A 12,248-nucleotide genomic window follows, 5' to 3' on the forward strand; every position below is an offset into this window, starting at 1 on the left:
ATAAAATGAGGATAATTTTAACCTTGGTTAAAATCGTGTTACTTACCCGAAATTCTTTTCCGGATTCTGCTTAAAGACGGGCCCTGTATTCCTAAATACGAGGAAATATGATACAACGGAACATTGTTGAAAATATCAGGATGTTGTTTAATAAGATCTAAATACCGTTCTTCAGGAGATTTTAAAATAAATCCCTCTATACGGCTCATTGTAACATTAAATGCTTCCTGAGCAAGAAGTCTTCCAAACTTTTCCCACCGATGCGATTTCTGATACAGTGAAAGCAAATCCGTATACCTAATATAAATAATAGAAGCATCCGTTAATGCCTGAGTATGATAATCACACGGAATCTGATTAATGAAACTTTTAAAAGAAACCACAAAACCATTCGCTGAATACAGAAAAACATTTTTTTCTTCTCCCGTCTTTTCATCGATGGTATAAGAACGGAAAACTCCATCAACAATGAACCCTAAATAGGTGCAAACCGTTCCGCGAAGATTGTAAAAATCACCTTTTCTGTAATCTCTGGGAAGCCAAAAATCTTCGGATAATCTAAAATCATCTTCCGAAAGCCCGGCAAAATGATTCAACGCAAAAGCTAATCTTTCTATTTCTTCCATGGTTTTTAGTTTTTATCTGTAATTAAAATGGTGACTTCGAAACATCGAGCCACCATTATTCATAATCATTCTGTTTTGCCAATTTCCTCTATTTCTAAAGTAGGTTTTTGACGATTTTCTTTTATAAATTTATTTTCAAGAAGTTTGTACACTCCATACACTGCAGCAATAGAAATAAGCCAGCCAATAATATTTATTCCTGAAAAACCAGTGTAATTTATATCGTCTAAAGATTCTGGATCTGTGATCCCTACATAAATACCATAACAAAAACCGAAAAGCAACTGCGTTCCTATATAAACTCCAATTGCAAAAAGCCCATAGTGCCATTTTGTTTTTCTAAATGTTTCAGCAAGCCTTGCATAATACCTGTATGCAGCTATCAAAATAAAAATTCCCAGCATAGTTATTAGTTTTTTGTTTTTTAATTACATTATTCAAATTCGTATCCTACATCTACCAGATACAATCCATGAGCGGGCGCGGAAGTTCCTGCAGAATTACGATGCTTGTCTTCAATTACTTTTCGTAAATCTTCAGGTTTTATTTTTCCTGAACCAATTTCAACCATGGTTCCGACAATTGCTCTCACCATATTTCTCAGAAAGCGGTTTGCCGAAACAGTGAACTTCAGTTCACTTCCGCTTTGCTCCCATTCTGCTTTGTACATTTTACAGATATTGGTTTTATTATCGGTTTTTAATTTAGCAAAACTTGTAAAATCCTCGTACTCAAATAATATTTTACAGGCTTCATTCATCTTATCAATATCCAGGTTTCTTTTCCAGTGCTGCCATGCAGATTCTGTAGTGAACGGATTTTTCTCTAAGGTAATATAATATTCATAGGTTCTGTAAGTAGCATCAAAACGGGCATGAAAATCATCTTTTACTTTAAAAATTCTTTTAATCGCAATATCAGGCGGAAGAAAGCTGTTTAATTTTCTGGGAAGATCATCATCCAAAACTTTTTCCGTATCAAAATGGGCGAAAATTTTCTTCGCATGAACGCCTGTATCTGTTCTTCCCGCTCCTGTTGTTTTAATCTCTTCCCTCAAGATTGTGGAAAGTGCTTTTTCCAATTCTTCCTGCACAGAAATAGCATCCGGCTGAATCTGATAACCGAAATAATTTTTACCGTTGTAAGAAAATTCAATAAAATACCTCAATGTAATAGTTTAATTTTACAAAAATACTTTAATTTAATAAAATATTTATTGAAAACTCGTCCTGAATATGAGACAAAATGATGTTGAAATTCCTATTTTTGCATACGTATGAAAAGATGGTACCTTTATCCTTTTTCCCTCGGTTATCATTTGGTAACGGGTATCCGAAACACAATGTATGATGTAGGGATTTTTAAATCTACAAAATTCAAAACTCCGATTATTTGCGTCGGCAATCTTTCTGTGGGCGGAAGCGGAAAATCTCCCATGGTGATGTATCTCGCTCAGTTTTTATCAAAACATTACAGAACCGGAGTCCTTTCACGTGGTTATGGAAGAGTTACCAAAGGTTATGAAGTAACGAACTACGACAGCAACTATAAAATGGTGGGTGATGAAGCGATGCAGCTGTTTGAACGCTTTAAGAACCGTTTTGTCATTGCCGTTTCCGAAGAAAGAGTTCCGGGAGCCAAGAAAGTTATTGCCGATATGGATCTTGACGTACTTGTTCTGGATGACGCTATGCAGCACAGAGCCATAAAAGCAGGTTTCAATATTTTAATGACTGATTTTAATGATCCTTATTTTAAAGATCATTTACTTCCGGCCGGAGATTTAAGAGAGTCCAGAGCGGGCTCCAGTAGAGCAGACATTATTATGGTCAGCAAATGTCCCGATGAACTTACGGAAGAAACCAAGCAGTATTATATCTCGAGAATAAGACCGGATCGTACCCAGAAAGTATTCTTTTCATCCATTGGCTATGACGAAAACGTGTATGGAAAAGAAAAAATGCTTCCGGACAACAACCTGAATTATTATGACATTCTATTAATCACAGGAATTGCCAATCCAAAACCTTTGTTGCAGCATTTAGCCAAATTTTCGCAGAGGGTAAAGCATTTAAAATTCAGAGATCATCATAACTTTACGGATGATGACATCAAAAAAATCATTGCCGAGTATAAAAAACTGGGTGAATATAAATTAATCTTAACCACAGAAAAAGATTACGTACGTCTTAAAACTTTTGACTATCTTAGAGATATTGTTTACTACTGGCCTATTAATGTGATCATTGATAAGAAAGAAGAATTCAATCAAATCATCTTAGATTATGTTAGAAAAAATTAAGCAGACCGCCGATTTTATCAGAAACATCATTCAGGAAACTCCTGATTTTGCCATCGTTTTAGGCTCCGGATTGGGAAAGCTTCAGGATGAAGTGGAAGCAATTCATATTCTTGAATACAAAAACATCCCTAATTTTCCACAGACCACAGTTGCAGGCCATAGCGGAAAACTTATCTACGGAATTCTGGAAGGTAAAAAAGTACTGATGATGAGCGGCCGCTTTCATTACTATGAAGGTCATTCCATGGAAACCGTAACTTTTCCTATCAGGGTTTTTCATTTATTAGGCATCCAAAATCTAATTCTTTCTAATGCTTGTGGCGGAGTAAACCCGAATTACAACATCGCTGATATTGTTATTGTAAAAGACCACATCAATATGATGCCTGAACATCCGCTTCGTGGCAGAAATATCGATGAATTGGGACCTCGTTTTGTTGATATGAGCGAACCTTACAACAAAAAGATGATTTCCGTTGCCGAACGATCTGCCAAAGAAAATAATATTAAAGTTCATCAGGGAATTTATGTTGCCTTACAGGGACCTACTTTTGAAACGCCGGCAGAATACGGAATGATAAAAGCAATCGGTGGTGATATGGTAGGAATGAGTACCGTACCTGAAGTAATTGTTGCCAAACATATGAATATGGATGTTTTTTGTGTCTCCGTAATTACAGATCTGGGAGGACCCGATATTGCCTTCACCGTTTCTCACGAAGAAGTTTTAAATGCAGCCAACAAAGCAATGCCCAATGTGATTACTCTGGTAAAAGGTCTGGTAAAAAATTACCAATAGACAGTCTCGATCTATAAATTTTTCCTTATTCATAAGAAACTGATCTCAAATTCCGTTTCATTGTTTAGATTTGCATAAAATGAAATCGAAAGAATGAGAAAGTTAGTATTAATTTTTGCCTTAAGTATTTTTGGATTGGGTCATTCTCAGGAAGTTCCAAAAGTTCTTAAAACCGGTTTTTCCAAAGAAGCTTTAAACCAGAAATTGGAAGATGAAGATGGGAAAAGCACTACTATTCAGCAAATTTTGGATCAGCATAAAGGAAAAGTATTGGTTATTGATTTTTGGGCAGGTTGGTGTAGAGACTGTCTGAAAGCGCTTCCAAAAGCTAAAGAACTGGAAGAAAACAATAAAAATATTGATTTCGTATTCCTCTCGCTCGACCGCTCCAAAGAAGGTTTTGATAAAAGCCTGGAAAGATTTGAAATGAAGGACAAAGAAAACTATTGGTTTGCTTCCGGCTGGAAAAATGACTTTAATAATTATGTTGACCTCAACTGGATTCCTAGATATATGGTAGTCGATCAGAAATCTTCTATTGCAAAATATTACGCGATCACACCTGAAGATCCGGAAATTCAATTTACTATTGATAAGTTATTAAATAAATAAGGTTTAGGCTAAGATTGAGATTAAGAATCTCGTTGCACTCTAAAACCATGACAAGAAAATACAGAATCCATATCTTTGTGATATGGATTTTCCTTTTCCCATCCGCAAAATAATTCATGTTGATATGGATGCATTTTATGCTTCCGTAGAGCAGCATGACAATCCTACACTAAAGGGAAAAGCCATCGCCGTTGGAGGACAGCATCGAGGAGTTGTTGCCGCAGCAAGCTACGAAGCCAGAAAATTTGGAGTTCGCTCTGCAATGCCCAGTAAAACAGCCCAAGAAAAATGTCCTCATTTAATTTTTGTTCCCCCACGTTTTGCGCGATATAAAGAAATTTCAAGAAAAATCAGGGAAATATTTTACGAATATACAGATCTTGTAGAGCCCCTCTCTTTAGATGAAGCCTATCTTGATGTTACCGAAAATAAAAAAGGAATAGAATCCGCCAATCAGATTGCGAAGGAAATCCGTCAGAAAATATTCAGTGAAACCGGACTCACCGCTTCTGCAGGAATTTCCGTTAATAAATTTTTAGCAAAAGTAGCTTCCGATATCAATAAACCGAACGGACAAAAAACGATTCATCCTGATAAAATCGAAACATTTTTAGAAGAACTTCCTGTTGAAAAATTTTACGGCGTTGGAAAAGTTACGGCTAACAAAATGTTTAGTTTAGGAATTTTTAAAGGAAAAGATTTAAAAAAAAGATCTATTGAAGACTTAACCCGAATGTTTGGAAAATCCGGTGGATATTATTACAATGTCGTTCGCGGAATTCATCATTCTGAAGTAAAACCTCATCGCATACAGAAAAGTGTGGCAGTGGAAAGAACTTTTTTTGAAGATATTTTTGATGAACAGCAGATCAATGAAAAACTTGAAAGTCTAAGTACCGAGCTTCATTCAAGACTACAAAAAAATAATATTCTCGGGCGGACCTTAACGTTAAAAATTAAATACAAAGATTTCTCACTTTTTACAAGAAGCATCACTAAAGAAGATTATTTTTCTTCGGCAGATCAATATTTCAATACCGGAAAAAAACTCTGGGAGCTCCGTCCGTTCGACAAACCTGTCCGATTATTAGGCTTATCACTCTCCCATTTGAATACTGAAGATCAAAAACTGGTTTCCGTTCAACTAAAAATCCCGTTTAAGGAATTTGAAGATCAATAGTTTGTAAATTTTCACTATCTTGTAGAAACCAAATTTTACAAAATATGAACCAGACAATGATTCAATTTTTCCACTGGTATTCGGAAGGAAACGGAAAGCTTTGGCAGGAAGCCGAAAAACAGTCAAAATATTTATCAAAATTAGGAATCACGGCGATTTGGTTTCCTCCGGCTTACAAAGGCGCAAACGGAGGCTATTCTATTGGTTATGACACTTATGATCTGTTCGATCTCGGGGAATTTGATCAGAAAGGAACCATTCCTACAAAATACGGAACAAAAGATGAGTATTTAAAAGCCATTAAAACCCTTAAAAAAAACAATATTCAAGTCATTGTTGATATTGTACTGGGACATAAAGGCGGTGGTGATGAACTGGAAACCTTTAAAGTGGTAAAAGTAGACGAAAACAACCGTGAAAAAGTAATTTCCGACGTTTTTGAAATACAGTCTTACACTAAATTTACTTTTCCTGGAAGAGCAAAAAAATATTCAGATTTTGAATGGAATTTCACCTGCTTCAGCGGAACCGACTACGCAGAAGGAATGGACAAGCATATCTATAAAATCCAATCTGAGTACGGAAACGATTGGGAGGAAATGATTGATGATGAAAAAGGAAATTATGATTACCTCATGTTCAATGATATTGAGCATCGAAATCCTCATGTACGTGAAGAACTCAACTATTGGGCAAAGTGGTATTTTGATCAGACTGATTTTGACGGAGTAAGACTGGATGCCTTAAAGCATATTTCTTTTGATTTTTACAAAGAATGGCTCACTTTACTGCGCTCCAATTCCGGAAAAAATATTTTTGCCGTTGGGGAATATTGGGCTCCCGGACATCTGCATCTGCTTCAGAAATATCTTGAAGTGACGGAAGGCTGCATGAGCTTATTTGACAGCTCTTTGCAGAATAACTTCCATACAGCATCCAAAGAAGGTGGTTCTTATGATTTACGAAGAATTTTTGATGAGACTCTAACGCTGGCTGATCCTATGCACTCTGTTACTTTGGTTGATAATCATGATACTCAGCCGTTACAAAAGCTTGAAGCTCCTGTGGAATCATGGTTTAAACCTATTGCTTATGCACTCATATTACTCAGAGAAGAAGGCTATCCATGTGTTTTTTACCCCGACTTATATGGAGCTCATTATATAGATAAGGACGGAGCAGGCAATGATCAGGAAATTTTTCTTCCCAAAATTGATAAGATTGAAGAATTATTAAAAGCCCGGAAAGATTATGCTTACGGAGCTCAGAGAGATTATTTTGAAGATGCCAATTGCCTAGGTTGGGTTCGGGAAGGAGATCAGGAACATAGTGGTTGCGCTGTTGTGATCAGTAATAAAGATGCCTATAATAAACCTATGGAGGTCGGAAAACAATATTCCGGAAAGAAATTTCATGATCTTTTAAAAAGATTCAAAGAAAAAGTAACGATTGATGAAAATGGCTGGGGAAATTTTCCTGTTCCCGCAGGAAACGTGAGTGTTTGGATTCCTGAATAAAAACTTTTGAAACTAAAGTTTTTTAAGTTCCAGAATTTCAGGTTTTTCCGAGTCTTCAGAAATTGTACCGGTTCTAGCAAACTCTGCCCAAAGCGCCCGGAGTTTTCTTCCGTTTTTCTGAATATACTCCCAAGGTACATCTTTTAATAATTCGGAATCTTTCCACGCGGTTTCATTTTCAAAAATCAACGGAAGATCTACACAATGAGAAGCTCCGATAAAATTATTTTTTAATCGGGAATGAAGGGTAAACTGATAAATATTTCCGCCTCCTGCTGCATAGTTTTGGGCAAAAATAGCAGCAGGCTTTTCATAGATAGATTCTGTGGTTTTCCGAACAATTCTGTCGAGAATTTTTTCATGTAAATAAGTGTACAGTCCTTCTTCGGCAGTTTTTACATAAAAAGCAGTTTCATCATGATTTAAACCGATCAATACATCATATTTTTTGGCATTTTCTTTCCATTTCGGAAGACTTTCCTCTTCGGTACATAACGGAGAATAGCCATATTGTGTACAAAAAGGCATGGAGGTTTTTAAGCCATATTTCATAAATGACGGTAGAAACGCTGAATAGCTTTCTGTCATTTTTAAAGGATCTTTCTCATCTTGTAAGAATGCTGTTTTCTGAAAAAACTCAAGAGACATTTTGCTTCTTTTAAGACGAAAACCAAGAGGGGCACTCTGAATAATCACTCTTTGAAATAAATTTTCAATGCCCTCGGAAATCATTAAATGGGCAATCGCATCACCTCCGGAAGATTGTCCGAAAAGAGTAATATTGTGAGAATCTCCGCCAAAGCTTTCAATATTGCTTTTGATCCATTGTAAAGCTTCAATGATATCGAAAAGCCCTAAATTCGGAGGTCTTTTTTCATTGCCGCCTAAAAAACCAAAAAGTCCGAGGCGATAAGAAACAGAAACTACAATAATATGTTGTTCTCTCACCCAAACTGAAGGATCTGAAGTAGGAAGATCTCCGCAGCCAACTTCATAAGAACCACCATGAATCCAAACAATTACAGGAAGCCTTTCTTCGTCTTTAAAATTTTCCGGCCGTGTGATTGTTAAATATTGGGGAGATTCATCAACATGAAATTTTTCAATGTCTGTTTTTCCGATAAGCCTTTCTAAAAGCGGACTTATTTTCTGTGGACAAACCGGTGTTTTGTCTGGGAAACCAATTTCTGAGGAAGAATATTTTACGGGAACAGGTTTCTGATACCTTTCTGATGTCGCATAGCGGATGCTTTGAGCCTTAATAACTCCATTTTCTTTTAAAGCTAAAATTTTTCCGAACGGCGTCTGAAAAGCATGAGTTCTAAAATTTTGTTGTGATGTCATTGAATTTCAAAATAGTAAGTAATAGGCTCCAGATTTTCCACTTCAATTTACTACTTTTTTAGTATTTAGTACCTATCAAATTAGTTTAAGGTTTTATATTCACTCGGAGACACTCCTACTTTACTTTTGAACAGTCTGGTAAAATGCTGCGGATATTTAAATCAAGATCATAAGAAATTTCACTAATGGATTTTGCAGGATCAAAAATCTGATCTTTGGCAACATCAATAAGTTTATTGTGAATATATTCCTGGGCAGAAATTCCGAGCTCTTTTTTAATAAGATCTCCAAAATAGTTGGCAGAAAGATTGAGCTGCTCTGCAAAATAGTTGACCATAGGAAAACCTATATTCTTAGGTTTGTCAGATTTTAAATACTCATTCAGCAGGTTTTCAAATTTCCCGATAACTCCCTGATTGATATGATCTCTTGTTATGAACTGACGATCATAGAAACGCATGCAATAATTTAAAAACAACTCAATATTGTTTACTATTAAAGATTTACTATGTTTGTCTATTGTCTGCTCCAGCTCATGTTTTATATTCTTGAAGCATTCTAAAATAATTTCCCTCTCCTTTTCTGAAAGGTGCAATGCTTCATGAACTTCATAAGAAAAGAAATTATAATTGTTGATATTTTTACCCAAGTTGGTTCCTTTTAATAAATCGGGATGAAAAATTAAAGCAAAACCTGCAGGCTGAATATAAGTATCTGCATTATAAATTCCGTAAGTCTGCCCCGGAGCAATAAAAACCAGTGTTCCCTCCTGATAATCATAACTGTGCTTTCCATACAGCATATCTCCACACATCACATCTTTTAGGAAAACAGTATAAAATCCAAATTTTCTGATATACTGACAAATCGGATTTGCCTTGGAAAAATCAACCACACTTATCAGCGGATGCATCGTTTCATGATTCATCATTTTATTATATTCCGCAACCGTATTAAATATTTCAACCTTCTGATTTTCCATGAAGTATATTTTATTTCTATTCAAAATTACCACTTTATCAGCTGACATTTTATAAGGTCTGTAAAATTGGTACATCTTTCCGTAATTTATATAAGCCGAGTTGAGCTAAAAGTTTCGACTTTTGTATCCATGATAATAATATTTAATTCCAGCGGATATATTTTAATCGTAAATTATAACATTCATTTTTAATGATCCTTCAATACAAATTTAAAACTCAACTAATTAAAATTTAAACTAAAAAAATATGAGCACAATCACTGTAAAAGCTTACGGAGCAGAATCCAGGACAGCAGATTTAGCTGAAATCAACATTGAAAGGAGAGAAGTAACGCCTAAAGATGTAGAAATTGAAATTCTATATTGCGGAGTTTGCCACTCAGATCTTCACACCGCAAGAAATGACTGGGGCGGATCTATGTATCCTGTTGTTCCGGGACACGAAATTGTAGGAAGAATCACAAATGTAGGAAGCGAAGTTTCCCAATTTAAAGTGGGAGATTTAGCCGCCGTTGGTTGTATGGTTGATTCCTGCGGACACTGCGACAGCTGTAAGCACGATCTGGAACAATACTGCCAAAATGGTTTCACCGGAACTTATAATGGAAAAGACAAACATTTGGGAGGCCATACTTTCGGTGGATACTCTCAGAAAGTAGTCGTTGACGAACATTTCGTACTAAGCGTTCCTGAAAATCTTGATCTTGCCGCAGTAGCACCACTTCTATGTGCAGGAATTACAACATGGTCACCTTTAAGACACTGGAATGTAGGTCCAAATTCTAAAGTTGCCGTTGTAGGTTTAGGAGGTTTGGGACATATGGCCATCAAACTGGCAAAAGGTTTGGGAGCAGAGGTTACTTTATTTTCAAGAACTCCGGGAAAAACTGAAGATGCTAAGAAATTGGGAGCAGATCATGTCGTTATTTCTACAGATGATGCTCAAATGAAAGAAGTAGCTGCAAAGTTTGACTTAATTATTGATACTGTTCCTTACGAGCACGACATCAATCCTTATATGCAAACTGTAGCCCTGAACGGAACTCTTGTCTTGGTTGGTTTCGTTGGCCAGTTTGAAGAAGCAAAACCAAGTACCGTACCTATGATTTTCCAGCGTCGTTCTGTGGCGGGATCATTGATCGGTGGTATTGCTGAAACTCAGGAAATGCTTGATTTCTGCGGAAAACACAATATCGTTTCTGATATTGAATTAATTAAAATCCAGGATATCAACAATGCTTATGAAAGAATGCTGAAAAGCGATGTAAAATATCGTTTTGTAATTGATATGCAATCTTTGTAATTCTTCGTATATTTTTAACTGAAAGACTCTCTCCGGAGAGTCTTTTTCTTATAGTAAAACAATATTTAAATTAATTCCCGTATTTTCCACCCATATCTTCAAATGCCCATTCTGCCATTGAATTGATAACAGGAATCAAGCCTTTTCCGGCTTTACTTAATTCATAGGTTACATGAGGCGGAACCACAGGTTTTGCCGTTCTTATTATTAAACCATCACTTTCCAATTGTTTTAAATGCTGAATCAGCATTTTTTCCGTCACTGCCGGAATCGCCCGTTTCAATTCACTGTATCTTTTATCACCTCCTGAAAGATTATATAAAATAATGGGCTTCCAGAATCCACCGATTTTTTCCATCACATACGTTACCGGACAATAATCGAGCGCATATTTCTTATTCTGCTGAATGGTTGAACTTTCTTTAATTGCTGCCATAATACATACTTTAGGGTAAGTACTTGTATAAAAGTAAGCACAAATATACCTTTGTATCAGGAAATAAAAAAATAATTATTAACAAATAATACAAATATTATGAAAATCATCGTCACAGGTTCATTAGGAAATGTTGCAAAACCTCTTACAGAGCAATTAATTGCTGAAGGTCATGATATTACTGTAATCAGCAGTAATGCCTCTAAAAAAGAGGAAATTGAACGTTTAGGAGCAAAAGCAGCTATCGGCTCAATCACAGATTTAGATTTTTTAATTGAAAATTTTAAAGGGAATGATGCCGCATTTTTGATGACTCCTCCTAATATAGGATTTGAAAACATTGTTGAAAATACAATTCATGCAGGTAAAAATTATGCTGAAGCCATCAAACAGACAGGTGTAAAAAAGATTGTAATGCTAAGCAGCATCGGAGCTGAATCTCCGGTTGAAAACGGACCAATCAAAGGTCTCCATTTTATCGAAAAACTCTATAACGAATTAGAAAATACTTCTGTGACCTTTTTAAGAGCCGGATATTTTTATATTAATTTCTTCAATGATATTCCACTGATTAAAAATGCAGGAATTATCGGAGGAAATTATCCGGGTCATATAGAAGTTCCTTTAGTACACCCGAAAGACATTGCAAAAGCAGCTGCAGAGGAATTGACAAAAACATCTGAAGGTAAAAATGTAAGATATATTGTAAGCGATCTTAAGAATGCCTCTGATTTAGCCAAAACTTTTGGAAATGCCATCGGAAAACCTGAGCTCCCTTGGGTTGAGTTTAAAGACGAAGAATCGTTAAACGGAATGTTACAGGCCGGTCTTCCGGAAGAAATTGCAGAATTATATACGGAAATGGGGAGAGGAATCAGAACCGGAGTTGTGCAGAAAGATTTTATTGAGCATGGTTCTGTAGTTGATGGTGAAATTAAACTGGAGGAGTTTGCCAAAGAATTTGCGGGTAAGTTTAGTGCTTAATTTTCTTTTGACTTGAATCAAAAGAAACAAAAGTTCAAGACTTGGAATCAAAATGCTAAAAATAAATTCTATTCACTAAAAATTCTAAAACTTACGCGAATTCATGATTTGTATTTTAATTCTAAATTGATCTCGCGCTTCAGACAGTAGAATTTTTTTAACG

The 12,248-nt window shown here is 35.8% G+C and carries 12 protein-coding genes and 1 pseudogene; 7 read left to right on the top strand and 6 right to left on the bottom strand.

Annotation, left to right across the window (positions count from 1 at the left end):
- Positions 1–38: 38 nt before the first annotated feature.
- From P0Y62_10545 to truA, 3 genes are all read right to left on the bottom strand, one after another.
- Positions 39–626 (bottom strand): Crp/Fnr family transcriptional regulator, encoded by a 588-nt coding sequence (locus P0Y62_10545; protein WEK68306.1) that lies wholly within the window; start codon positions 624–626, stop codon positions 39–41.
- A 65-nt stretch (positions 627–691) separates the two neighbouring features.
- Entirely contained in the window at positions 692–1,030 is a 339-nt protein-coding gene (locus P0Y62_10550) for a hypothetical protein (protein ID WEK68307.1), read from the bottom strand.
- A 29-nt stretch (positions 1,031–1,059) separates the two neighbouring features.
- Complete coding sequence (gene truA, locus P0Y62_10555; protein ID WEK68308.1) at positions 1,060–1,794, bottom strand: tRNA pseudouridine(38-40) synthase TruA; 735 nt, start codon at positions 1,792–1,794, stop codon at positions 1,060–1,062.
- Positions 1,795–1,902: 108 nt separating this feature from the next.
- Between truA and lpxK the strand changes: the two genes are divergently transcribed.
- From lpxK to P0Y62_10580, 5 genes are all read left to right on the top strand, one after another.
- Complete coding sequence (lpxK, locus tag P0Y62_10560) at positions 1,903–2,928, top strand: tetraacyldisaccharide 4'-kinase (GenBank protein WEK68309.1); 1,026 nt, start codon at positions 1,903–1,905, stop codon at positions 2,926–2,928.
- Entirely contained in the window at positions 2,912–3,727 is an 816-nt protein-coding gene (locus P0Y62_10565; GenBank protein ID WEK68310.1) for a purine-nucleoside phosphorylase, read from the top strand. Before lpxK ends, P0Y62_10565 begins: the two co-directional genes overlap by 17 nt.
- Positions 3,728–3,820: 93 nt before the next feature.
- On the top strand, positions 3,821–4,339 hold the full coding sequence (locus P0Y62_10570) for a thioredoxin family protein (protein ID WEK68311.1): 519 nt from the start codon (positions 3,821–3,823) through the stop codon (positions 4,337–4,339).
- A gap of 82 nt (positions 4,340–4,421) precedes the next feature.
- Complete coding sequence (gene dinB, locus P0Y62_10575; GenBank protein WEK68312.1) at positions 4,422–5,519, top strand: DNA polymerase IV; 1,098 nt, start codon at positions 4,422–4,424, stop codon at positions 5,517–5,519.
- A gap of 44 nt (positions 5,520–5,563) precedes the next feature.
- Complete coding sequence (locus P0Y62_10580) at positions 5,564–7,036, top strand: alpha-amylase (protein WEK68313.1); 1,473 nt, start codon at positions 5,564–5,566, stop codon at positions 7,034–7,036.
- Positions 7,037–7,048: 12 nt separating this feature from the next.
- Here the strand turns inward: P0Y62_10580 and P0Y62_10585 are convergent, their stop codons facing one another.
- Both P0Y62_10585 and P0Y62_10590 read right to left on the bottom strand, forming a co-directional pair.
- The gene (locus P0Y62_10585; GenBank protein ID WEK68314.1) at positions 7,049–8,380 is read right to left on the bottom strand and encodes a carboxylesterase family protein; all 1,332 of its coding nucleotides are present in this window, start codon (positions 8,378–8,380) and stop codon (positions 7,049–7,051) included.
- An 80-nt stretch (positions 8,381–8,460) separates the two neighbouring features.
- Positions 8,461–9,362: pseudogene (locus P0Y62_10590) on the bottom strand (helix-turn-helix transcriptional regulator).
- A 247-nt stretch (positions 9,363–9,609) separates the two neighbouring features.
- On the opposite strand from P0Y62_10590, the gene P0Y62_10595 reads away from it, so the two are divergent.
- The gene (locus tag P0Y62_10595) at positions 9,610–10,665 is read left to right on the top strand and encodes an NAD(P)-dependent alcohol dehydrogenase (GenBank protein ID WEK68315.1); all 1,056 of its coding nucleotides are present in this window, start codon (positions 9,610–9,612) and stop codon (positions 10,663–10,665) included.
- 70 nt (positions 10,666–10,735) lie between these two features.
- Here P0Y62_10595 and P0Y62_10600 read toward each other — a convergent pair whose 3' ends face one another.
- A complete protein-coding gene (locus P0Y62_10600) occupies positions 10,736–11,101 on the bottom strand; it encodes a helix-turn-helix domain-containing protein (protein ID WEK68316.1) in 366 nt (121 codons plus the stop codon).
- Between the two features lie 99 nt (positions 11,102–11,200).
- Between P0Y62_10600 and P0Y62_10605 the strand changes: the two genes are divergently transcribed.
- Positions 11,201–12,085, top strand: coding sequence for an NAD(P)H-binding protein (locus P0Y62_10605; GenBank protein ID WEK68317.1), 885 nt, complete (start codon positions 11,201–11,203; stop codon positions 12,083–12,085).
- Positions 12,086–12,248 lie beyond the last annotated feature (163 nt).

It is taken from the genome of Candidatus Chryseobacterium colombiense (assembly GCA_029203185.1).
GTDB classification, from domain to species: Bacteria; Bacteroidota; Bacteroidia; order Flavobacteriales; family Weeksellaceae; genus Chryseobacterium; species Chryseobacterium colombiense.

What these genes read in the sequence shown, in the direction of transcription:
- P0Y62_10545 (WEK68306.1), bottom strand. Translation starts at nt 626, where the DNA reads ATGGAAGAAATAGAAAGATTAGCTTTTGCGTTGAATCATTTTGCCGGG.
- P0Y62_10550 (WEK68307.1), bottom strand. Translation starts at nt 1,030, where the DNA reads ATGCTGGGAATTTTTATTTTGATAGCTGCATACAGGTATTATGCAAGG.
- lpxK (WEK68309.1), top strand. Translation starts at nt 1,903, where the DNA reads ATGAAAAGATGGTACCTTTATCCTTTTTCCCTCGGTTATCATTTGGTA.
- P0Y62_10565 (WEK68310.1), top strand. Translation starts at nt 2,912, where the DNA reads ATGTTAGAAAAAATTAAGCAGACCGCCGATTTTATCAGAAACATCATT.
- P0Y62_10570 (WEK68311.1), top strand. Translation starts at nt 3,821, where the DNA reads ATGAGAAAGTTAGTATTAATTTTTGCCTTAAGTATTTTTGGATTGGGT.
- dinB (WEK68312.1), top strand. Translation starts at nt 4,422, where the DNA reads ATGGATTTTCCTTTTCCCATCCGCAAAATAATTCATGTTGATATGGAT.
- P0Y62_10580 (WEK68313.1), top strand. Translation starts at nt 5,564, where the DNA reads ATGAACCAGACAATGATTCAATTTTTCCACTGGTATTCGGAAGGAAAC.
- P0Y62_10585 (WEK68314.1), bottom strand. Translation starts at nt 8,380, where the DNA reads ATGACATCACAACAAAATTTTAGAACTCATGCTTTTCAGACGCCGTTC.
- P0Y62_10595 (WEK68315.1), top strand. Translation starts at nt 9,610, where the DNA reads ATGAGCACAATCACTGTAAAAGCTTACGGAGCAGAATCCAGGACAGCA.
- P0Y62_10600 (WEK68316.1), bottom strand. Translation starts at nt 11,101, where the DNA reads ATGGCAGCAATTAAAGAAAGTTCAACCATTCAGCAGAATAAGAAATAT.
- P0Y62_10605 (WEK68317.1), top strand. Translation starts at nt 11,201, where the DNA reads ATGAAAATCATCGTCACAGGTTCATTAGGAAATGTTGCAAAACCTCTT.